The sequence below is a fragment of the Pseudomonas sp. NFACC02 genome, assembly GCF_900110765.1.
Lineage (GTDB): Bacteria > Pseudomonadota > Gammaproteobacteria > Pseudomonadales > Pseudomonadaceae > Aquipseudomonas.
In genome coordinates, this window is record NZ_FOEO01000015.1 from 31,593 (window position 1) to 52,886 (window position 21,294).

Genomic DNA, 21,294 nt, shown 5'->3' on the forward strand with positions numbered 1-21,294 from the left:
ATTGCGTCATGTCAGACGACAATATGTTTCAGGGCTGACGTCATCGCGGGCAAGCGCGCTCCTACAGGTGCAGTGTTCAAATCGGTTTATTTATGCCGCTGCCGACTGATGAAAATCGCCAGCAAAATGATCCCGCCCTTGATCACGCTCTGCACGTAAGGCGACACGCCGAGCATGTTCAATCCGTTGTTAAGGACGCCCAGCAGCATGGCGCCGACCAGGGTTCCGATGATCACGCCACGACCGCCGGCAATCGACGCGCCTCCCAGAACCACCGCAGCGATCGCGTCCAGCTCGAAACCGACGCCGGCGTTCGGCTGGCCGCTCATCAATCGCGAAGACAGGACCAGCCCGGCAATCGCCGCCGTCAGGCCGCTGATCGAGTACACCAGCAGTTTGAAACGTGACGCGCGCACGCCGGACAGACGCACCGCCTCTTCGTTGCCACCAATGGCGTAGACGTATCGACCAATGCGGGTGTGTTGCAGCAACACCCAGGCGAAGAAGTAGGTCACCAGCATGATCAGGATCGGCACTTGAATGCCAAACAACGTGCCGCGCCCGAACCAGGCGAACCAGTCAGGCATGCCGGAAATCGGATAGCCGTCGGTGTACATCAGGCCCAGTCCGCGGGCGATGCCCATGGTCGCCAGCGTGACGATGATCGGCGGCATTTTCAGGTAGGCGACGAAGATCCCGTTGCCGACGCCGAAGCCAACACCGATCAGCAAACCGATCAGGATCGCGATCGGCGCCGGAACGCCTGCCACCATCAATCCGGTGGTCAACGTGCCTGACAGCGCCATCACCGGACCGACCGACAAATCGATCCCGCCGGTGAGGATCACACAGGTCATGCCGACGGCGATAATGGCGTTGATCGAGACCTGCCGCGCGATGTTTTCCAGGTTCGCGCCGGTCAGAAACTTGTCGCTGGCGAAGACCATGAAGACGGTTACCACGACTAGCCCTACGAACGGATAAAACGCCGGCGAGCGGATCAGTTGGGCGAAGTTGAGCTTCATCCGGTTCGGTTGTGCAGTCATGGCTTTAATGGAGGTGTTCACTGTTCAGACTCCCGGTGGCATGGCGCATCACTTCCAGGGGATTGATGTCGCTTGCCTGCAGCACGTTGACGATGGCGCCCTTGTTGAAGACGGCTACGCGGTCGCACATGCCGATGATTTCTGGCAGTTCCGAGGAGATCATGATGATCGCGAAGCCTTGTTCGGTGAGTTTGCGCATCAGGTTATAGATCTCTGCCTTGGCGCCGACGTCGATGCCTCGGGTCGGTTCGTCGAAGATCAGAATGTCGCAGTGATGGTTGATCCAACGCGCGATGACGACTTTCTGCTGGTTGCCGCCGCTGAGGTTCAGCACGCGGCTCTCGCACGTCGGTGCCTTGATCGACAACTGCTTCATGAGCGCGGCGGTGGTGGTGTCTTCCTTGTGCCGGTCCAGCAAATGCGCCGCGCCTTCGTACTTGCCCAGGTTGTTCAGCGAAATGTTCTCCCGAATGCTGAAATCAACGATCAGGCCTTCGCTCTTGCGGCTTTCCGGCAGCAGACCAATGCCGTTGGCCAACGCATGCGCCGGGTCGCTGAGGTCGACCGGCTGGCCGCGCAACAACACGTCCTTGCTCACCACCGGCAGCGCGCCGATCACGCCCAGCGCCAGCTCCGTGCGCCCGGAACCGACAAGACCGGCAAACCCGAGAATCTCGCCTTTGTGCAGACTGAAGCTGTTGTGAGGCCCGTTGCGCGTCAGCTGAATATCACGCACCTGAAGCACGACCTCGCCAAGGGGGCGGGCCGGCTTGGGCGGGAAACTCGCCTCCAGACGGCGCCCGACCATCATCTCCACCAGCGTGTCGATGTCGCTGTCGGCCACGGTCAGCGCACCGACATTGGCGCCATCGCGCAACACGCTGATGCGGTCACAGACCTGGAAGATCTCCTCCAGATGGTGAGAAATGAAGATCACCGCCACGCCCTGGCTTTTCAGCTCGCGCATGATGTCGAACAGCAGTTCGGCCTCCGAAGGCGTCAACGTCGCGGTGGGCTCGTCGAGGATCAGCAGGCGTGCTTCGAGGGCCAGGGCCTTGGCGATTTCGACGAATTGCTGTTCGGCCACGCTCAGGTGCTCCACGGAACAGTCGAGATTGATCTTCACGCCCAGACGGTCGAACAGGCCGATGGCCTTTTCGCGCATCTCATGTTTGCGCAGCAGCCCGAAGCCATTGACGATCTCGTGGCCGAGGAAAATGTTCTCCACGGCATTCAGATACGGAATCAGGCTGAACTCCTGAAAGACAATGCCGATGCCGGCAGCGATGGCTTCGTTGTAGGTCGCGAAATGCTGCTCCGCGCCGTCGATACGAATACTGCCCTGATCCTGATGTTCGACCCCGGCGAGAATCTTCATCAGCGTGGATTTACCCGCGCCGTTTTCGCCGAGCAAGGCATGAATTTCACCGCGCTCGACCGACAGGTTGATCGACTTGAGCGCATGCACGCCGGGGTAGCTTTTACAGATGTTTTCCAATTGCAGAAGGCAGCTCATACGCACCTCATCGCAGCACGGCTCTCTGTCCCAGCAGAGCGTCAGTCCGTGACGCTCGCCAGACAGGTCAGGCGAGCGTCAGCACACTCATCACCAAGTGAAGGTTTTTGCCTTGGCCTGATCGACCAGCAGGATGTCCACCGGGATGGTCGCCGGGACTTGCGCGCCCCACTTCCTGGCGAGCGCCAGGCCCAGCGCCAGACGGACCTGATCGCGGGGGTATTGAGCGGACGTGGCGATGAATTTGCTGTTCGGCTTCTGGATTTCCTTAACGGCTTCCGGGGCCCCGTCCACGCTGGTCAGTTTGACGTCCATGCCGCTGGATTCGATGGCCGCGAGCGCACCGAGCGATCCGTTGTCATTGACGCTGAACAAACCCTTCAGGTTGGGCTGCGCCTGAAGCATGTTCTCGGTCACGCTGAGCGCCTGATCACGTTCCTGCTTGCCGTTCTGAATGCTGACGATCTTGATGTCAGGGTGCTTGGCCAAAGCATCTTTGCAGCCACGCACACGCTCAAGAATCGGCACCACGGCGATGCCGTCGAGGATGCCGACGTCGCCCTTGCCACCGATGCTCTTGGCCAGGTACTCACAGGCCTGAAGGCCAGCGTCATAGTTCTTGGAGCCCACGAAGGAGTCCAGCGGACCGTTGGCCTGAGCGTCCACCGCGACGACCACCACACCTTTGTCATGCGCCTGCTTCACAGCGGACTGCACGCCCACGGAGTCGGTCGGGTTGATGATCAGGATGTCGATGCCCTTTTGCAGCATGTCTTCGATGTCGCTGATCTGCTTGGAAACATCGTGACGTGCGTCAGTCACCAGCAAGGTCGCGCCGATGCTGCCAGTGGCATCCTGAAGGGCGTCCTTCATGGTGACGAAGTAAGGGTTGTTGATTTCCTGGAACGAAGCACCGATTTTCAGCGGACCGGCTTTGGCAGCATCGGCCGCGTGAACGGTGAAGGAGCCGGCGCACGCTACAGCCACAGCGAGCGAACAAAAGACGGCGGAGAAGCCCTTCTTGAGGCGAGTTGTCATAGCGAAAAATCCCGTTGTTTTTATTGTTAAAGCGGAAATGTCATCGTTAACATTTTTGAAATTAGCAGAGAAAGATGGTGTTCGCAACAGCCGTGGGTCGCAGAGATCATGTTATGGATTTTGTATATCCCATTGACATATACCTATGCCCCACTAAGCTTGCATATCCTCACGGTATATCCCAATGGAGATGAGTCATGGAGCAATCCACACTGTTCAAAAGCAATCGAAGCCAGGCGGTACGGCTGCCTAAAGCCGTTGCGCTCCCCGACGATGTCAAGCGTGTCGATGTGATCGCTATCGGCAGAACCCGGATCATTACCCCTGCGGGGGAATCCTGGGACAGTTGGTTCAACGGCGAGAGCGTCAGCGCAGACTTCATGGATGATCGGGAGCAACCTTCAGACCAGCCGCGCGAGTCGTTTTAATGCTCAGATACATGCTTGATACCAACATGTGTATTTTTACGATCAAGAACAAGCCGGCACATGTGCGGGAGGCATTCAACCGCCATCACGGACAGTTGTGCATCAGCACCATAACGCTGATGGAGCTGATCTACGGTGCTGAAAAGTCTGCCACACCCGAGAAGAACCTCTCGGTGGTAGAAGGGTTTGCAGCTCGCCTCGACGTCCTGCCCTATGATGCAGACGCTGCTGCTCATACAGGCATGATCAGGACCGAACTCAGCCGGGCCGGCACTCCGATTGGCCCGTATGACCAGATGATCGCCGGGCATGCTCGATCGCAGGGGCTGGTGGTCGTCACAAATAATTCCAAGGAGTTCGAGCGAGTCCAGGGGCTGAGACTGGAGGACTGGCTTCAGCGTTGAGCAGTTGAGCCTCTTGAAACTTTGCAAGTCGTCACTGGCAACCTTCAGCAAGCAATCCGCCAGTCGTGACTGACGCTAACGCCCAGGAGCGCGCGATCAAGCGTATGGGCCACGCTCCCCCGCGTTGACAAATTTTGCAGCGAGTGTCGATAATCCGCCGACATGTCATACGACGACCGATGACACAAATAACAACAACTTCCTATCAGGCCTCCCACGATGACTCAATCTTCTGCCCAGGCGCCTCTCAATCGCATTCTGCTGACGGGTGCCGCTGGCGGGCTTGGCAAAGTGCTTCGCGAAAGCCTTCGTCCGTTCGCCAAGGTTCTGCGTCTTTCCGACATTGCCGAGATGGCCCCTGCCGCCGGTCCTCATGAAGAAGTCCAGGTCTGTGATCTGGCCGACAAGCAAGCGGTGCATCAACTGGTAGAAGGCGTTGATGCCATCGTGCATTTCGGCGGTGTCTCGGTTGAACGCCCCTTCGAAGAGATACTCGGTCCGAACATCTGCGGCATTTTCCATATCTACGAAGCGGCGCGTCGCCATGGCGTGAAGCGGGTTATTTTCGCCAGCTCCAACCATGTGATCGGTTTCTATCGCCAGGACGAAACCATCGATGCCAGCGCCGTACGCCGTCCGGACAGTTACTACGGCCTGTCGAAGTCCTACGGCGAAGACATGGCCAGCTTCTACTTCGATCGCTATGGCATCGAAACCGTCAGCATCCGGATCGGCTCCTCGTTCCCGGAAGCACAGAACCGGCGCATGCTCAGCAGCTGGTTGAGCTACGACGACCTGACCCAATTGATTGAACGTGGCCTGTTCACGCCCAATGTTGGTCACACCGTGGTCTACGGCGCCTCGGACAACGCAAAAGTCTGGTGGGACAACCGCCTGGCGAACCATCTGGGCTACGAGCCCAAAGACAGCTCCGAGCAATTCCGCGCCAAGGTCGAAGCCCAGCCGATGCCTGCGGCGGACGATCCGGCGATGGTCTATCAGGGCGGCGCGTTCGTTGCCTCAGGCCCGTTTGGCGACGAGTGAGTCGCTGCACTGAAAGGGTCGTCGGCGCGGGCGACCCTCCAGAACTCACACCACGGAATGAACGCCATGCAGGCTGAGTTGATCCTCGATGCCCGTAACGCCACGGGTGAGTGCCCGGTCTGGAATGCACGGGAACAAGCACTGTACTGGGTGGACATCCCGGCGCGACGCCTTTACCGGTGGCGCCCGCAGGACGGCAAAACCTCGAGCTGGGAAGCGCCGCAGATGCTGGCGTGCGTGGCGAGTTGCGGCGACGGCACCTGGCTGGCCGGCATGGAAGACGGCCTGTACCGCGTTCGTCCTCAGGACGATGGCACGCTCGCGTCGGCGTTGCAGATCGAGATCACCCACCCTCGCCCGAACATGCGCTTCAACGATGGCCGCTGCGACCGCCAGGGTCGGTTCTGGGCGGGAACGATGTTCATGGACATGGGCGAAGCGTCTGTCGTGGGTGCGCTGTATCGCTACGAGGGTGGCCAGACCGCACCGCTCAACGCTCATGTGACCGGCATGATCGTGCCCAACGGACTGGGCTTCAGCCCGGACGGCACGCTCATGTATCTCTCGGATTCGCACCCGTCCGTGCAGAAAATCTGGGCATTCGATTACGACATCGACACCGGCACGCCGCACAATCGTCGCCTGTTTGTGGACATGAACCAATACCCGGGCCGGCCCGATGGTGCAGCCGTCGACGCCGATGGCTGCTACTGGATTTGCGGGAATGACGAAGGGCTGATTCATCGCTTCACCCCCTCCGGGAAGCTTGACCGCTCGCTGACCGTGCCGGTGAAAAAGCCCTCAATGTGCGCATTCGGTGGACGGAATCTGGAGACGCTTTTCGTGACCTCAATCCGGCCAGGGGGCGACCTTACCGATCAGCCTTTGGCTGGCGGCGTATTTGCGCTTCAACCGGGTGTTCAAGGTCTCGACGAGCCCTTGTTTCGACCATGAGTTGAGTCACGTTGGCTTGCAAGTAGCAAAAAGTGACACAAAATCCTTACACGTTCATCCCCCCGCAAAACGGCCGTTTTGCGGCGATCTGTTACAAAATCGGACATAAAACCCGCCATTTCCCTGCTAAAAAACATAATTTGAAATATTTTCCCCTGGCCAATAGCTAAAGCTGTGCTAAGTGCTAGGCTGTCGCTTCGCCCGGCTGAAACGGTACATCTCAGGCAGTAGTCCGAGGGCTTCCAACGTTCCAGAGACGACTGTCATGAGGTTATTCCGATGCCCCACTCGACTTTTTCACAGGCTCAGGTAGCGAGCCTGATCAGGGCAATCGACAGTGACGGATACGCTGTCTTGCCGGGCTGGGCCAGCCCGGCGCAACTCAAGGATCTGCAGGATTGGGTCACCCAGACCGTGGCCTCCGCCGGCAACGAGTATGTTGCTCTTTCCGGCCGTCGGGCCGTAGAAGGTACGCCACTTCACGACTTGGGCGGCTCACGTAACTTCATCGACCTTTGCCGCCGCATCACGGAAGGCGCGACAGGTGAACGCTCAACCGACACCGGCCTGACCCAGACCCTGCGCTGCCTGACAGGCGATGGCGGCCGCAAGGAATCGCTGATCTTTCACTACGACTCGTTTGTGCTGACCACGATCATGCCGGTCTGCATGCCTCAAAGCGGCGAACGGGGTGACCTGCTGATGTTGCCGAACCGCAGACCGCTCAGACGCAGCTATGTGCGCAACCTGATCGACAAACTGCTGGTAGACAACACGTGGGTGCAGCGTTACCTGAAGAAGCGATGCTTCAGTGATGATCGGGCCTTCACCCGCATCGTCATGCAGCCCGGGCATCTGTATCTGTTCTGGGGTTACCGCTCACTGCACACCAACTTGCCAGTCGCCGCCGACGCACTGCGTGCGACTGCGGTATTCCACTACCACAACGTGCATGGCAGCAGCTCACTGGCGGGCCGGTTAAGAAAGGCGCTGGGTACGGTGAAAGGGCAGCCGACGCATGAGGATGTGCCTCAAACATAAACCGCTGTACCTGCAAAAGTGGGCTTACTCGCGATCGGGACTCAACCGATATGGCGTATGGGAACGCTACCCTGTCGCGAGCAGGCTCATGCCTGCAGTTCGTTTCCAGCGGGTGAGCTTGCCTGATGCAGCGAGACCTGATTGCGTCCGCTCTTCTTCGACGCATACAGCGCCTCATCGGCACGTTCGATCAGGGTCTTGTACGTGTTCAAAGGTGAGTTCATGTCGGCCACGCCGAGACTGACCGTGCAACGGATGATCTCGCCTTCGTGCATGATTTCGTGAGCCTCGATCACCACGCGCAGGCGCTCGGCAAACATGCCTCCACCGTACTTGTCGGTGTCCGGCAATATCCGAATCACGAATGCGCTCGCGAACCACATCGGCAACCCCATCACCCTGAGCATTCAAGACGCCGTTAAACGAAAGTCGACTCCAGACAATCGATCAGCGTTTGTGCCTGAAACGGCTTACTCAAGAAACATATTGCACTCCCTGTCATCGCCCGCTTACGCACGGACTCCTCGGGAAATGCAGTGATGAAGATGGTGGGGATCTGAATACCCTTTGCGGTCAGGTGCTCATGCAACTCGACACCACTCATGGTAGGCATCTGTACATCGGTGATCAGGCAATCAGCGTTGTCGACGTCCACAGACGCCAGGAAGTCCTCGGCCGAGGGGAAAACACAGACGAGAAAACCCAGGGAGCGAACGAGGCTGTCGATGCTGGCGCGGACGGCATTGTCGTCATCGACCACGGCGATCATTGGAGGGCTGGACAAACGAGATACCTTTGATGGCAGACTTAACGCAATGCGCAACGATGCACATCACAACAGCTCATACGTTAACGACCCAACCACGGGCCGAGAAGTATACAGGGGTATGACCGCGACGGCCGGGCAGGTTCCTGACCATTTCGACAACATTCGAGGCACGGTCATCCGGCTGTGTGGATCACTGTCAGCAGCAAACGAACAATCGGCAGGGACGTGTGGGATGCTCGTCCGCTGAACATGCGCCGCCATACATCTGTATGAGCGACCCTGGGCGGGGCCAGGCATCCACTGATGCCATGACCATTCAGACGCCCGAAAGCGCCTGCGACATTTTCACCAGATCGGCGAAGGTGCGTGCCTGCATTTTTTTCATCGCATGACCACGATGGATTTTGACGGTGATCTCGCTCAATCCCATTTCGGCGGCGATCTGCTTGTTCATCAGGCCTGTCACCGCGAAAGCCATCACTTCTTGCTCGCGCGCCGTCAGCGTCTGATAGCGGGCACGCAGCTCGGCGGCGGCCTTGCCGGACTCGCGACGCTTGCCATCCGTCTGCAGCGCAAGCGTCACGGCGTCGAGCAGGTCCTGTTCGCGAAAGGGTTTGACCAGAAAATCCAGCGCCCCTGCCTTCATCGCCTTCACCGACATTGCGATATCACCGTGACCGCTGACGAACACGATAGGCATCGTGACCTTCATCTCGGCCAGACGCACCTGAAAGTCCAGGCCGCTCTCGCCTTGCAGACGCACATCCAGAATCAGGCAGGCCGGAACGTCCTCGAAAGGGTGCTGTAAAAAGTCCGTACCGGAGGCATAGGTATGGACGCGCATCCCCACCGACCGCAACAGGCTGTCCAACCCGGCGCGAATCGACGGGTCGTCGTCAACCACAAAAACAACGGGACTCTGATCAGCAACGGTCATCACGATATCTGCTCACAGGCGGGCAGAGAGAAGTTCAGCGCTGCGCCGTGGCCCAGATCGCTTTGCGCCCATATGCGGCCGCCATGAGCGTCAATGATCGAACGGCAAATCGACAGGCCCATGCCCATCCCCTCTGGTTTGGTGGTGAAAAACGGATTGAACAGACTGGTCAGGTTCTGCGTGGAGATACCTGGCCCGTTGTCCTGAACGCGCAACGTCACGTCACCATTGGGTGCAGTCGTGAGTGCCACCTGAAGCGCCCGCTCCTTGCCGTGCATCCCGGACATGGCTTGCAGGGCATTCATCAGCAGATTAATGATCACCTGCTGCAATTGCACCTTGTCGCCCTTGACCCACATCGGCTCGCTGGCGGGCGTGAAATCGAAGTTGACGCGGTGACGCAGCACCTCCCTGCGCACCAACGCAATCGACTCCAGCACAACATCTTGCAGATCGATCCGAATGTGTTTCGGGTCAGTCTTGCGCGACAACGCGCGGATGCGTCGAATCACCTCACTGGCGCGATGGGCCTCGCTCTTGATGCGCTCGATCGCGCTGCGTACTTCGTCCAGATCCGGCACATTGCGGTTCAACCAGCGCAGGCCTGCTTCGGCGTTGGTGGTGACTGCCGCCAACGGCTGATTGACTTCATGGGCGATAGACGCTGCCATTTCTCCCAACGTAGTGACGCGGGTGACATGAGCCAGCTGACTCTGAGAGCGATGCAGCGCCTCCTCGGCATTCTTGGCGGCCGTGACATCCATCAGCGCTCCGATGTATTCGCAATCACCCGACGCATCATGAACCTGCCTGGCGAGCATCCGCACGAATTTGCATGAGCCATCGGTCATCAACAGCCGGAATTCGGCTTCCATGTTCGAGTGACGTGCATAAGCCTGCTCGATAAGCGATTTCAGATCGTCAGTGTCTTCAGGGTGCGTGCGACTGATCATGTACTCAAGTGTCGGCTGCAACGGGTCGTCGAACTGAAAAATGCGCCGCGCCTCGTCAGACCAGTACATTTCCGCGCTGGGCATTTTCAGCCCGATGCTGCCCGTCTGACTCAATCGCTGAGCGCCCGCCAGAAACGCTTCGCTGCGATGCAGCAGCCGCACCTGCTCTTGCAACGCATCACGCGCCGCCTTGTTTTTCAACGCCAGAAAAGCCGTGATGGCAATGGCGCACAAGCTGACCAGACACCGGGCGAACGGCGGCACGAGCCATTCCGGCCCATGGGATAACAGGAAGGCGGCCAACGTCAGGCAACCGCAAGCAATCGAGACGAGCGCAACGCCTCTGCGGGAAAAAAGATCGCCGGACATGAGAATGACCGCGACGTAGAGCACGGCAATCGCAACATCGAGCGAGCTGAGCCAGTCGATCAGAAAGATGATCAACGCGAGTATCACCGCACCCAGTCTCAGTAACCAGACGCTGGGCGACGCCTCAAGCCTGTTGGCCGCCGCCAGGGCAGCAGGGACAGTATTCATTGCGACCGTTTTGCCTTGTTTTTTTAGTCATTGGGTGGCAGCGCAAAATCAAATCGGGCGAACACAAGATGCTCGCGATGGCCTCTACCGTTATGAAAAACGGAGCGACGCCAGAACAGTCATATTTTTAGTGAACGTTCGCCTATCAACAACCCGTCTCGAACGGGATACGAATATACGCAGGATTGGCACGAGGAGACAGGCTAAGGCTGGGTTTGCGGGGAAATCTTGAGCGGATGTGCTGTTTCTGATGAGGCGGGGCTAAATAGAACAAGCCCCGACGCGAGCGTCAGGGCCTGTAATGGCCACATCCCTGTGGCCTTCGCATGAACCTTCAATCGACCAACCAACGGCCTCCCTGGCCGTCAATCGTCCGTTCTACCGGTTCTAGGAAATCGGTTTACTCAGCTTTCAGGCCGTCAGCCGAAACAGCTTTGACGCCTTTGATTTTCTTGGTGATGGCCACTGCGGTGTTTTTCTGCGCTTCGGTGATCGCAACAGTCGACGACAGGGAAACCACACCTTTGTTGGTTTCAACCTTGATGTCGGAGCCAGGGATGCCTTTCTCGGTCAGCAGGTCGGATTTGACCTTGGTGGTGATCCAGGTATCGGAAGTGGCTTCTTTGGTTTTTGCGACTTCACCTGCAGCAACCACCATCGGAGCTTGAGTAGAGGTCTGGGCCATGGCTACGTTTGCCATGGTCAGAGTCAGAGCAGTGGCGGTAGCGGCAGCAATAGCGAACTTCTTCATACGAGTAACTCCTGTTTTTCTCAGAATCTGCGCCAACGTCGTCGGCAGCAGGGTTACGGTATATATCGCAAGCGGTGTGCCAAACACGCCGCGAACTATTAACCCTTATATATCAATCACTTATGATTTTATGGATCCTGCTTGATCGTGCAGATTGCCCGTTTACAGAAAGTTCCGCTTGCAAGATGCATGTTCCGGGCAGGCGACGGGCTGCGATTTTTGCCGTAAGCCATTAATTGCACTCAAAAAAAAAGAGTCCCGAAGGACTCTTTTCTTAACAGCGTTAACGGCGAGCGATTAAACGCCCGACGCCTTCGCAGCAGCAACGTCTTTGATCGAGAGCTTGATACGGCCGCGGTTATCCACGTCCAGCACCAGCACTTCGACTTCCTGACCTTCTTTCAACACGTCGGTGACTTTCTCGACACGAGCATCGCTCAGCATGGAGATGTGAACCAGACCGTCTTTGCCAGGCAAAATGTTGACGAAGGCGCCGAAGTCGACGATGCGCTCAACCTTACCCACGTAGATCTTGCCGATCTCGGCTTCTGCGGTGATACCCAGAACACGCTGACGTGCTGCCTCAGCCGCTTCCTTGGTTTCGCCGAAGATCTTGATCGAGCCGTCGTCTTCGATGTCGATCGAGGCTTTGGTTTCTTCGCAGATGGCACGAATGGTCGCGCCGCCTTTACCGATGACATCACGGATCTTGTCGGTGTCGATCTTCATCGCGATCATGGTCGGCGCGTTTTCCGACAGTTCGGTGCGCGACTGACCGATGATCTTGTTCATCTGGCCGAGGATGTTCAGGCGAGCTTCCAGGGCTTGGCCCAGGGCGATCTCCATGATTTCTTCGGTGATGCCTTTGATCTTGATGTCCATCTGCAGCGCGGTGACGCCATTGGCGGTACCGGCCACTTTGAAGTCCATGTCGCCGAGGTGGTCTTCGTCACCCAGGATGTCGGTCAGAACCGCGAATTTCTCGCCTTCTTTGACCAGACCCATGGCGATACCGGCAACCGGGGCCTTCATTGGAACGCCCGCATCCATCAACGCCAGGGAAGCGCCGCAGACCGAAGCCATGGAGCTGGAACCGTTGGACTCGGTGATTTCCGACACCACACGAATGGTGTACGGGAATGCGTCAGCCGATGGCAGCATCGCTTGAACCGAACGGCGGGCCAGACGACCGTGACCGATTTCGCGACGACCCGCGCCACCCATACGACCACACTCGCCCACCGAGAACGGAGGGAAGTTGTAGTGCAGCATGAAGGGGTCTTTCTTCTCGCCTTCCAGGGTGTCCAGCAGCTGTGCGTCGCGTGCGGTACCCAGCGTGGCAACGACCAGCGCCTGAGTTTCACCACGGGTGAACAGCGCCGAACCGTGAGTCTTCGGCAGAACACCGACTTCGATGTTCAGCGGACGTACGGTGCGAGTGTCGCGACCGTCGATACGCGGCTTGCCGTTCACGATGTTTTCGCGAACGGTGCGGTATTCGATTTCGCCAAAGGCAGCTTTGACTTCGGAAGCCGATGGGCTGCCGTCTTCGACCGCCAGCTTGGCAACGACCTGTTCCTTCAACTCGCCCAGGCGTGCATAGCGATCAGCCTTGACGGTGATGGTGTAGGCCTCGGAGATGGCCGCACCGAATTCGGAGCGGATGGTGCCCAGCAGCTCGGTGGCTTCTGCCTGAGGAGCCCAGGTCCAGGTTGGCTTGGCAGCTTCGGCGGCCAGCTCTTTAACGGCCTTGATGACCGACTGGAATTCGTCGTGGGCGAACAGCACTGCGCCCAGCATCTGGTCTTCAGTCAGCTCTTTGGCTTCCGACTCAACCATCAGCACCGCTTCTTCGGTACCGGCCACGACCATGTCCAGGCTCGACGCTTTCAGTTGTTCGTAGGTCGGGTTCAACAGGTAGCCGGTGCTTTCGTGGAACGCAACGCGGGCAGCGCCGATAGGACCGTCGAAAGGAATGCCCGAGATGGCCAGGGCAGCCGAGGTACCGATCATCGCAGCGATGTCCGGATCGGTTTTCTTGCTGGTGGAAACGACGGTGCAGACAACCTGCACTTCGTTCATGAAGCCTTCAGGAAACAGGGGGCGGATCGGACGGTCGATCAGACGCGAGGTCAGGGTTTCTTTTTCGGAAGGACGGCCTTCACGCTTGAAGAAACCGCCAGGGATCTTGCCGGCAGCGTAGGTTTTTTCCTGGTAGTGCACGGACAGTGGAAAGAAGCCTTTGCCAGCGTCTGCTTGTTTGGCGCCGACCACAGTCACGAGAACGGTGACGTCGTCGTCAACGGTGACCAATACTGCACCAGAAGCCTGACGGGCGATGCGGCCTGTCTCCAGGGTGACGGTCGATTGACCGAATTGAAACTTCTTGATTACCGGGTTCACGGTTTCCTACCTTCTTTGTGGCTCTTGGGGGAACTGGTTTCTTGCGAATTCTTGGGCAGTGAGGGGAATCGGCCCCTTCGTCAGTCCAGGGTGAAACGTAAAACGTGTATCCAGATAAAACTTGAGGCTGGGAGCCTGCCCTGCGCCTGCGGGAGACCCACAGACGCAAGACAGACAACCAACCTCTAGCGCAATCGCTGAATTAGCGACGCAGACCCAGGCGACCGATCAGAGCGCTGTAACGGCTCACGTCTTTGCCTTTCAGGTAGTCCAGCAGCTTACGGCGCTGGTTAACCATGCGGATCAGACCACGACGGGAGTGGTGATCTTTACCGTTGGCCTTGAAGTGACCTTGCAGTTTGTTGATGTTGGCGGTCAGCAGTGCAACCTGCACTTCTGGCGAACCGGTGTCACCAACAGCTTGCTGGTAGTCAGCAACGATTTGAGCTTTTTCTTGAACGTCGAGAGCCATGAGGCAATCCTTCTTGTCAGGAAACTGTTTCAAGGAAACAGCTTCAACAGGCCAGGGACAAATCCCTGTATCTATAAGAGAGGAGTGACCGTGCCTGTTGACAGCCACCCTCTTACCGCCGTGTCAGGAACCCTGACTCGACGGGTTCGGTCACTCTGACCGAATCAGCCGACGCGGCGCAATGCGCCCGTCTTCGCTCACTTCACCGATCCCGATGAAGCGACCTTCATGATCCTGCACCCGAACCATGCCGAACTTCGGCGCATCCGGGGCTCTGACTGGCTGCCCGTGCAACCAGTAAAACGAACTGTGCTCGGAAAACTTCAACAGCGGCCAGTCGAGCAATCCACTGTCGGAAGGCATCAGGAAGCGATCAACCGCTTCATTGCCGCCTTCGGCGTGCACGGCCTCCAGCTCTTCCAGCGTGACCGTCTGGGCCAGCGTGAAAGGTCCGGCTTGCGTGCGGCGCAATTCGGCAACGTACGCACCGCAGCCCAGTTTCTCGCCTATATCCTCCACCAGGGTACGGATATAGGTGCCTTTGCTGCAGTCGACGGCCAAGCGCGCGGTCTCGCCTTCGCTTGCCAATAATTCCAGGCGCGCAATAGTAACAGAACGCGCTTCGCGCTCCACCACTTCCCCTGCACGCGCCAACTTGTACAAAGGTTGACCATCACGTTTGAGAGCAGAGTACATCGGCGGTATCTGACTGATTTCGCCACGAAATTCGGGCAGTACAGCCTCGATATCGGAGCGACCAACGGTCACCGGACGCGTCTGCAAAACATCACCCTCGGCGTCCGCCGTGGTGGTGGTCTTGCCCAGTTGCATCAGGGTTTCGTAACCCTTGTCGGAATCGAGCAGGTACTGGGAGAACTTGGTCGCCTCGCCAAAACACAATGGCAACACGCCAGTGGCCAATGGGTCGAGACTGCCGGTATGACCGGCCTTTTCCGCGTTGAGCAACCAGCGAACCTTTTGCAAGGCAGCGTTGGAGGTGAAACCCAGCGGCTTGTCGAGCAGGATGATGCCGCTGACATTGCGGCGAATGCGCTTGACCTGAGCCACGGCCTTATTCCTCCGAACCGTCTTGCTTGGCAGCGGATTCGTGCTGACCGTCTTCAGCCACGGCGCGCTCGATCAGCGCGGACAAATGCGCACCACGGGCAACGCTTTCGTCATAGTGGAAGTGCAACTGAGGCACGCTGCGCAGTTTCATTTCACGTGCCAACTGCATGCGCAGAAAGCCTGCTGCGGCGTTGAGCACCTTGATCGATTGCTTGATGTCTTCAGCGCTGTCTTCACCCATCACGGTGATATAGACCTTGGCGTGGCCCACGTCACGGCTGACGTCGACGGCGGTGATCGTGACCAGGCCCACGCGGGGGTCCTTGACTTCGCGACGGATCAGTTGAGCCAGCTCTCGCTGCATCTGATCGCCGATACGCTGGGTACGGCTGTATTCTTTTGCCATGTCTTGTTACCTGTCACCTACGGCATAAAAAGCCGTACGGTCTGAAAGCGGCAAACGCCCGGCCTGGCAGAAGCCGGACCGGGCGTTGCGTTTAGAGTCCATGACTGGCGCTGGGCATTTGCATGCGACGACAACCATGACTCCTGAGGCTCGCGATTTAGAGGCTGCGAGCCACTTGGACCTTCTCGAAGACTTCGATCTTGTCACCGACCTTGACGTCGTTGTAGCTCTTGACGCCGATACCGCACTCCATGCCGGCACGTACTTCGGACGCGTCATCCTTGAAGCGGCGCAGGGATTCCAGCTCGCCTTCGAAGATAACGATGTCTTCACGCAGTACACGGATCGGACGGTTACGGAACACAACACCTTCGATGACCATGCAACCGGCGATCGCACCGAATTTCGGCGAGCGGAACACGTCACGCACTTCGGCGATACCCAGGATGTTCTCCCGGACGTCGCTGCCAAGCATACCGGTGAGGGCTTTCTTGACGTCTTCGATGATGTCGTAGATGACGTTGTAGTAACGCATGTCCAGACCTTCCTGCTCGACGATCTTGCGCGCGCCAGCATCGGCACGCACGTTGAAGCCGAACAGTACAGCGTTGGAAGCCAGCGCCAGGTTGGCATCGCTTTCGGTGATACCACCGACGCCGCCGCCCACTACACGCACCTGTACTTCGTCGTTGCCCAGGCCATTCAAAGCGCCCTGCAGCGCTTCCAGAGATCCACGGACATCGGACTTGAGGACGATGTTGAGCGTCTTCTTCTCTTCCTGACCCATGTTCTCGAAGATGTTTTCCAGCTTGCCGGCGTGAGCACGGGCCAGCTTGACCTCACGGAACTTGCCTTGACGGAACAGCGCCACTTCACGGGCTTTCTTCTCGTCGGCTACCACGCTCATCTCGTCGCCAGCGTCCGGCGTGCCGTCCAGGCCGAGAATCTCGACAGGGATGGATGGACCGGCTTCCTTGATGGGCTTGCCGTTCTCGTCGAGCATGGCGCGAACGCGACCGTAGTTCGAACCGACCAGCACCATGTCGCCCTGACGCAGCGTACCGTCCTGAACCAGAACCGTCGCAACAGGACCACGTCCCTTGTCCAGACGCGATTCAACCACGACACCACGGCCCGGTGCCGATGGCGTAGCAACCAGCTCCAGAACCTCGGCTTGCAGCAGAACGGCTTCAAGCAGCTCGTCGACACCGGTACCGACTTTCGCCGACACAGGAACGAATGGGGTATCACCACCCCAATCTTCGGACGTTACGCCATGAACCGACAGTTCACTGCGGATGCGATCCATGTCGGCGCCCGGCTTGTCGATCTTGTTCACGGCGACGACCAGCGGAACACCGGCTGCCTGTGCGTGCTGCACGGCTTCGATGGTCTGCGGCATCACGCCGTCGTCAGCAGCGACGACCAGAATCACGATGTCGGTCGCCTTGGCACCACGAGCACGCATTGCGGTAAACGCAGCGTGGCCCGGGGTGTCGAGGAAGGTCACCATGCCACGATCGGTTTCGACGTGGTAAGCACCGATGTGCTGGGTGATGCCACCGGCTTCGCCCGCAGCCACCTTGGCACGACGGATGTAGTCGAGCAGCGAGGTCTTACCATGGTCAACGTGACCCATGACGGTCACGACCGGCGCACGAGGAACCGTCTCACCTTCGAACTTCAGCGACTCGGCCAGGGAATCTTCCAGGGCGGTATCGCTGACCAGGGTCACTTTGTGGCCCAGCTCTTCAGCGACCAGCTGGGCAGTTTCCTGATCCAGAACCTGGTTGATGGTGGCCGGAGTGCCCAGCTTGAACATGAACTTGATGATTTCAGCGGCTTTGACCGACATCTGCTGGGCGAGATCGCCCACAGTGATGGTTTCACCGATCTTCACCTCACGAACCACAGGACCGGTAGGGTTCTGGAAGCCGTGAGCGTTACGTTTCTTCAGCTTGGCCTTGCCACGACCGCCGCGACGGAAACCATCGCTTTCTTCGTCGGTGGTGCGTGGAGCAACGCGTGGAGCCGGCGCTTTTTCCTTGACCGAAGCACGATGTGGAGCGTTCTTGCGCTCGCCATCGCCACTGCCGCGACGATTGTTGTCGTCGTTGCGTGGTTTGTCAGGACGACGCTGCTCGTCTTTCTTGCGAACGTCGGCCACCGGAGCCGGCGCTGCAGCGGCGACGTCTACAACAGGCTCGGACACCGATTGTGCCACCGGCTCCGGTGCAGGCGCTGCTACCGCTTCAGCGACTTGCGGAGCAGGAGCAGGCTGACGGCGCGCTTCTTCTTCGGCACGCTGACGGGCTTCTTCTTCAGCCTTTTGACGAGCGGCATTTTCTACCGCACGGCGTTCTTCCTGCTCGCGTTTGCGCTCGGCTTCAATTTCTTCCGGGCTGCGCTGGACGAAGACTTTCTTCTTGCGCACTTCAACGCTGATGCTCTTGCTGCCAGCAACACGCAGCGTACTGGTGGTTTTACGCTGCAAAGTGATCTTGCGCGGTTCTTCCACCTTCGCCTTGTGACCGCTTTTCAGGTGCGTCAACAGGGCTTGTTTTTCGTTATCGGTCACAACTTGCTCGGCGGCGGTGTGCGGCAGACCTGCCTCACGCATCTGCTGTAACAGGCGCTCTACCGGTGTGTCGACCGTTTTGGCCAGTTCTTTCACCGTGACTTGCGTCATGCACTTCTCTCCTCAGGCCGCATTTACTTACTCGAACCAATGGGCTCGGGCGGCCATGATCAACTTGCCGGCACGATCATCGTCAATGCCGTCGATGTCGAGCAGATCGTCAATAGACTGCTCGGCCAGGTCTTCGCGGGTAATTACGCCGCGCACCGCCAGTTCCATCGCCAAATCCTTGTCCATACCCTCAAGCGAGAGCAGGTCTTCGGCCGGATGGGCGTCTGCCAGCTTTTCCTCAGTAGCGATGGCTTTAGTCAACAAGCGATCCTTGGCACGAGCGCGAAGCTCGTTGACGATGTCTTCGTCAAAGCCGTCGATGTTGAGCATTTCTTCCAACGGTACGTAGGCAATCTCTTCCAGGCTGGTGAAGCCTTCGTCCACCAGTACCTGAGCAAGTTCTTCGTCGACTTCCAGCTCGTCGATGAAGTTGCGCAGGATGTCACCGGTTTCCGCTTGCTGCTTGGCCTGGATGTCCGATTCAGTCATCACGTTCAGGGTCCAGCCAGTCAACTGGCTCGCCAGACGCACGTTCTGACCGCCGCGACCAATCGCCTGGGCCAGATTGTCTGCGCCTACAGCGATGTCCATGGCGTGGGCGTCTTCATCAACGATGATCGCTGCCACTTCGGCAGGCGACATGGCGTTGATGACGAACTGTGCCGGGTTGTCGTCCCACAGCACGATATCCACACGCTCGCCGCCCAACTCGCCGGAAACTGCCTGGACACGCGAACCGCGCATGCCGATGCAAGCGCCTTGCGGGTCAATGCGTTTGTCCTTGGAGCGAACTGCGATTTTTGCACGCGAACCAGGATCACGAGAGGCAGCCATCACCTCGATGAGACCTTCGGCAATTTCCGGAACTTCAATCCGGAACAGCTCGATCAGCATCTCTGGCGCAGTACGCGACAGGATCAGCTGAGGACCACGGTTTTCCGTGCGGATCTCTTTGAGCAATGCACGGACGCGGACACCGACACGGAAAGTCTCCCGGGAAATGATGTCTTCACGCGCCAGCAAAGCCTCGGCATTGTTACCCAAGTCGACGATGACATTGTCACGTGTAACTTTTTTAACAGTACCGGAAATGATTTCGCCCAGACGCTCACGATAAGCGTCTACGACTTGAGCGCGCTCGGCTTCACGGACTTTCTGCACAATGACTTGCTTGGCAGTCTGAGCCGCGATACGGCCGAACTCGATGGATTCGATTTTCTCTTCTACAACGTCGCCAACCTTGGCGCCCGGGTGCGTTTGCGCAACCTTGCTAGGCCAGGTTTCGATCGCCGGATCGTCAAGATCTTCTTCTTCGACAACCGTCCAGCGACGGAACGTCTCGTAAGCGCCCGTGTGGCGATTGATTTCCACACGAAGGTCAACTTCGTCTTCGAAACGCTTTTTAGTGGCCGTGGCCAAAGCAATTTCAAGCGCCTCAAAAATCACGCTGGCCGGTACGCCTTTTTCATTCGATACCGACTCAACAACCAGCAGTACTTCTTTGCTCATCGTACGCCTCGCCTTTCGCAAGCCATTGGATCCGCGGGATCCGCGTCTCAGTCAAACGTGGGAATAATGTTGGCTTTGTCGATCAGATCGATCGGCAACAGGTATTCGTGATCTTCCACTTGCACCACGACATCCTGCTCCTCCACCCCGCGGAGAAGGCCTTGAAAGTTGCGCCGCCCTTCGAAGGGCGAACGCAGCTTTATCTTCACTTGTTCCCCGGCAAACGAGGCAAACTGTTCAATCGTGAACAGTGGGCGTTCCATGCCAGGAGAAGAAACTTCGAGCGTGTATTCGGTGCTGATCGGATCTTCTACGTCCAGAACACCGCTGATCTGGCGGCTGACAATGGCACAATCGTCCACCAGCACGCCGCCCTCTTTATCGATATAAACGCGCAACAGTGAGTGACGGCCCTGGGCCGAAAACTCGATACCCCAGCATTCATAGCCAAGGGCCACGACCACCGGGGCCAACAAGGCCTGCAACTGTTCTAGCTTGCTCGACACCTGAACCCCCTCGTGCATGCTGTGCAAATAAAAAATGGGCAAAGCGCCCATCATGAAAAACGCCGTTGAACAGCGGCGTAATAAAGTGTCCAGCTAACAAAAAGCCCCTGAAAAGGGGCTCCGCTAAAACTGGTTGCGGGGGCTGGATTTGAACCAACGACCTTCGGGTTATGAGCCCGACGAGCTACCAGACTGCTCCACCCCGCGACAAAGCTGGGGCGGAAGTATACGACTGATCCCGATTTGGGTCAATCCGACACATCCACCTACAAGAAAGCCCGCTACTGCGGGCTGACTTGTTTAATTGGTACCGAGAAGGGGACTCGAACCCCTACACCCTATGGGCACAACCACCTCAAGGTTGCGTGTCTACCAATTCCACCACCTCGGCATTACAACTCTTTTTGCAGTCCGAACTCGACTGCGAATCCTGTGTTACTTCTGCTCTGGAGCGGCTGGAACATCAGCTGGCGCTGCGGCCGGCTTTTGTTGCCCTTCCAGCACCGGAACATCATCTGCTACCGGCTTTTGCTTGACTTCCAACGCCGCTGGATTTGGCAAACCTACTTGAGTCAGCTGGTGAGCTTTCTCTTTAGCAAAGTAACCTAACCCCAAGCTAGTCATGAAGAAACAGGCGGCAAGTATAGCAGTAAACTTACTAAGAAAGGTAGAGGAACCTTGGCCTCCGAAGACAGTATTTGATGCACCTGCCCCGAACGACGCGCCAGCGTCCGCACCTTTACCCTGCTGCAGCAATACCAGAGCAACAACGCCCAGAGCACCCAGCAGATGAAGAACGACTACGACTGTTTCCAGCATTTTT

Annotated in this window: 21 protein-coding genes and 2 tRNA genes; 5 read left to right on the top strand and 18 right to left on the bottom strand. The window is 58.0% G+C overall.

Annotated features, from left to right (window positions below; translation table 11 throughout):
* Positions 1–86: 86 nt before the first annotated feature.
* The 3 genes from BMY73_RS14415 to BMY73_RS14425 form a co-directional block, all read right to left on the bottom strand.
* A complete protein-coding gene (locus tag BMY73_RS14415) occupies positions 87–1,046 on the bottom strand; it encodes an ABC transporter permease (RefSeq protein WP_062390118.1) in 960 nt (319 codons plus the stop codon).
* A 4-nt stretch (positions 1,047–1,050) separates the two neighbouring features.
* Complete coding sequence (locus BMY73_RS14420) at positions 1,051–2,562, bottom strand: sugar ABC transporter ATP-binding protein (protein WP_092407892.1); 1,512 nt, start codon at positions 2,560–2,562, stop codon at positions 1,051–1,053.
* A gap of 90 nt (positions 2,563–2,652) precedes the next feature.
* On the bottom strand, positions 2,653–3,600 hold the full coding sequence (locus BMY73_RS14425; protein WP_062389899.1) for a substrate-binding domain-containing protein: 948 nt from the start codon (positions 3,598–3,600) through the stop codon (positions 2,653–2,655).
* Between the two features lie 197 nt (positions 3,601–3,797).
* Between BMY73_RS14425 and vapB the strand changes: the two genes are divergently transcribed.
* From vapB to BMY73_RS14450, 5 genes are all read left to right on the top strand, one after another.
* The gene (gene vapB, locus BMY73_RS14430; protein ID WP_092407894.1) at positions 3,798–4,028 is read left to right on the top strand and encodes a type II toxin-antitoxin system VapB family antitoxin; all 231 of its coding nucleotides are present in this window, start codon (positions 3,798–3,800) and stop codon (positions 4,026–4,028) included.
* A complete protein-coding gene (gene vapC / locus BMY73_RS14435) occupies positions 4,028–4,432 on the top strand; it encodes a type II toxin-antitoxin system tRNA(fMet)-specific endonuclease VapC (protein ID WP_092407896.1) in 405 nt (134 codons plus the stop codon). The genes vapB and vapC overlap by 1 nt, the downstream gene beginning before the upstream one ends.
* A gap of 219 nt (positions 4,433–4,651) precedes the next feature.
* On the top strand, positions 4,652–5,476 hold the full coding sequence (locus BMY73_RS14440) for an NAD-dependent epimerase/dehydratase family protein (RefSeq protein WP_092407898.1): 825 nt from the start codon (positions 4,652–4,654) through the stop codon (positions 5,474–5,476).
* Positions 5,477–5,542: 66 nt separating this feature from the next.
* A complete protein-coding gene (locus BMY73_RS14445; protein WP_092407900.1) occupies positions 5,543–6,430 on the top strand; it encodes an SMP-30/gluconolactonase/LRE family protein in 888 nt (295 codons plus the stop codon).
* Between the two features lie 279 nt (positions 6,431–6,709).
* Positions 6,710–7,471: a hypothetical protein gene (locus BMY73_RS14450; protein WP_256571184.1), complete on the top strand. Its 762-nt coding sequence runs from the start codon at positions 6,710–6,712 to the stop codon at positions 7,469–7,471.
* Positions 7,472–7,557: 86 nt separating this feature from the next.
* Here the strand turns inward: BMY73_RS14450 and BMY73_RS14455 are convergent, their stop codons facing one another.
* The 15 genes from BMY73_RS14455 to secG form a co-directional block, all read right to left on the bottom strand.
* Positions 7,558–7,878, bottom strand: coding sequence for a GGDEF domain-containing protein (locus BMY73_RS14455; RefSeq protein ID WP_092407904.1), 321 nt, complete (start codon positions 7,876–7,878; stop codon positions 7,558–7,560).
* 11 nt (positions 7,879–7,889) lie between these two features.
* Positions 7,890–8,255, bottom strand: coding sequence for a response regulator transcription factor (locus BMY73_RS14460; RefSeq protein WP_202967457.1), 366 nt, complete (start codon positions 8,253–8,255; stop codon positions 7,890–7,892).
* 301 nt (positions 8,256–8,556) lie between these two features.
* Positions 8,557–9,177 carry a response regulator transcription factor gene (locus tag BMY73_RS14465; RefSeq protein ID WP_092407906.1) on the bottom strand — a complete coding sequence of 207 codons (621 nt, stop codon included), beginning with the start codon at positions 9,175–9,177 and terminating at the stop codon, positions 8,557–8,559.
* Entirely contained in the window at positions 9,177–10,667 is a 1,491-nt protein-coding gene (locus BMY73_RS14470) for a sensor histidine kinase (protein WP_092407908.1), read from the bottom strand. Before BMY73_RS14470 ends, BMY73_RS14465 begins: the two co-directional genes overlap by 1 nt.
* 400 nt (positions 10,668–11,067) lie before the next feature.
* Positions 11,068–11,418 (bottom strand): BON domain-containing protein, encoded by a 351-nt coding sequence (locus tag BMY73_RS14475; RefSeq protein WP_062389875.1) that lies wholly within the window; start codon positions 11,416–11,418, stop codon positions 11,068–11,070.
* A gap of 297 nt (positions 11,419–11,715) precedes the next feature.
* Positions 11,716–13,821, bottom strand: a complete 2,106-nt coding sequence (gene pnp, locus BMY73_RS14480; RefSeq protein WP_062389870.1) for a polyribonucleotide nucleotidyltransferase — start codon at positions 13,819–13,821, stop codon at positions 11,716–11,718.
* A gap of 202 nt (positions 13,822–14,023) precedes the next feature.
* Entirely contained in the window at positions 14,024–14,293 is a 270-nt protein-coding gene (gene rpsO / locus BMY73_RS14485) for a 30S ribosomal protein S15 (protein WP_046820615.1), read from the bottom strand.
* A gap of 150 nt (positions 14,294–14,443) precedes the next feature.
* Positions 14,444–15,361 carry a tRNA pseudouridine(55) synthase TruB gene (gene truB, locus BMY73_RS14490; RefSeq protein ID WP_062389866.1) on the bottom strand — a complete coding sequence of 306 codons (918 nt, stop codon included), beginning with the start codon at positions 15,359–15,361 and terminating at the stop codon, positions 14,444–14,446.
* A gap of 4 nt (positions 15,362–15,365) precedes the next feature.
* Positions 15,366–15,767, bottom strand: a complete 402-nt coding sequence (rbfA, locus tag BMY73_RS14495) for a 30S ribosome-binding factor RbfA (RefSeq protein WP_062389862.1) — start codon at positions 15,765–15,767, stop codon at positions 15,366–15,368.
* 157 nt (positions 15,768–15,924) lie between these two features.
* Positions 15,925–18,456: a translation initiation factor IF-2 gene (gene infB, locus BMY73_RS14500; RefSeq protein WP_092407910.1), complete on the bottom strand. Its 2,532-nt coding sequence runs from the start codon at positions 18,454–18,456 to the stop codon at positions 15,925–15,927.
* A 27-nt stretch (positions 18,457–18,483) separates the two neighbouring features.
* Complete coding sequence (nusA, locus tag BMY73_RS14505) at positions 18,484–19,965, bottom strand: transcription termination factor NusA (RefSeq protein ID WP_062389856.1); 1,482 nt, start codon at positions 19,963–19,965, stop codon at positions 18,484–18,486.
* A gap of 47 nt (positions 19,966–20,012) precedes the next feature.
* Positions 20,013–20,471, bottom strand: a complete 459-nt coding sequence (rimP, locus tag BMY73_RS14510) for a ribosome maturation factor RimP (RefSeq protein ID WP_062390115.1) — start codon at positions 20,469–20,471, stop codon at positions 20,013–20,015.
* A gap of 130 nt (positions 20,472–20,601) precedes the next feature.
* Positions 20,602–20,678, bottom strand: a tRNA-Met gene (locus tag BMY73_RS14515).
* A gap of 98 nt (positions 20,679–20,776) precedes the next feature.
* Positions 20,777–20,862: transfer RNA gene (locus tag BMY73_RS14520), tRNA-Leu, on the bottom strand.
* A 44-nt stretch (positions 20,863–20,906) separates the two neighbouring features.
* Positions 20,907–21,290, bottom strand: coding sequence for a preprotein translocase subunit SecG (secG, locus tag BMY73_RS14525; RefSeq protein WP_062389851.1), 384 nt, complete (start codon positions 21,288–21,290; stop codon positions 20,907–20,909).
* Between the last annotated feature and the right edge of the window lie 4 nt (positions 21,291–21,294).

Coding starts and splice junctions, on each gene's coding strand:
- BMY73_RS14420 (WP_092407892.1), bottom strand. CDS start 2,562: ATGAGCTGCCTTCTGCAATTGGAAAACATCTGTAAAAGCTACCCCGGC.
- rpsO (WP_046820615.1), bottom strand. CDS start 14,293: ATGGCTCTCGACGTTCAAGAAAAAGCTCAAATCGTTGCTGACTACCAG.
- BMY73_RS14440 (WP_092407898.1), top strand. CDS start 4,652: ATGACTCAATCTTCTGCCCAGGCGCCTCTCAATCGCATTCTGCTGACG.
- BMY73_RS14450 (WP_256571184.1), top strand. CDS start 6,710: ATGCCCCACTCGACTTTTTCACAGGCTCAGGTAGCGAGCCTGATCAGG.
- BMY73_RS14455 (WP_092407904.1), bottom strand. CDS start 7,878: ATGCTCAGGGTGATGGGGTTGCCGATGTGGTTCGCGAGCGCATTCGTG.
- rbfA (WP_062389862.1), bottom strand. CDS start 15,767: ATGGCAAAAGAATACAGCCGTACCCAGCGTATCGGCGATCAGATGCAG.
- nusA (WP_062389856.1), bottom strand. CDS start 19,965: ATGAGCAAAGAAGTACTGCTGGTTGTTGAGTCGGTATCGAATGAAAAA.
- BMY73_RS14465 (WP_092407906.1), bottom strand. CDS start 9,177: ATGACCGTTGCTGATCAGAGTCCCGTTGTTTTTGTGGTTGACGACGAC.
- BMY73_RS14470 (WP_092407908.1), bottom strand. CDS start 10,667: ATGAATACTGTCCCTGCTGCCCTGGCGGCGGCCAACAGGCTTGAGGCG.
- BMY73_RS14415 (WP_062390118.1), bottom strand. CDS start 1,046: ATGACTGCACAACCGAACCGGATGAAGCTCAACTTCGCCCAACTGATC.
- vapB (WP_092407894.1), top strand. CDS start 3,798: ATGGAGCAATCCACACTGTTCAAAAGCAATCGAAGCCAGGCGGTACGG.
- secG (WP_062389851.1), bottom strand. CDS start 21,290: ATGCTGGAAACAGTCGTAGTCGTTCTTCATCTGCTGGGTGCTCTGGGC.
- BMY73_RS14425 (WP_062389899.1), bottom strand. CDS start 3,600: ATGACAACTCGCCTCAAGAAGGGCTTCTCCGCCGTCTTTTGTTCGCTC.
- BMY73_RS14475 (WP_062389875.1), bottom strand. CDS start 11,418: ATGAAGAAGTTCGCTATTGCTGCCGCTACCGCCACTGCTCTGACTCTG.
- infB (WP_092407910.1), bottom strand. CDS start 18,456: ATGACGCAAGTCACGGTGAAAGAACTGGCCAAAACGGTCGACACACCG.
- vapC (WP_092407896.1), top strand. CDS start 4,028: ATGCTCAGATACATGCTTGATACCAACATGTGTATTTTTACGATCAAG.
- BMY73_RS14445 (WP_092407900.1), top strand. CDS start 5,543: ATGCAGGCTGAGTTGATCCTCGATGCCCGTAACGCCACGGGTGAGTGC.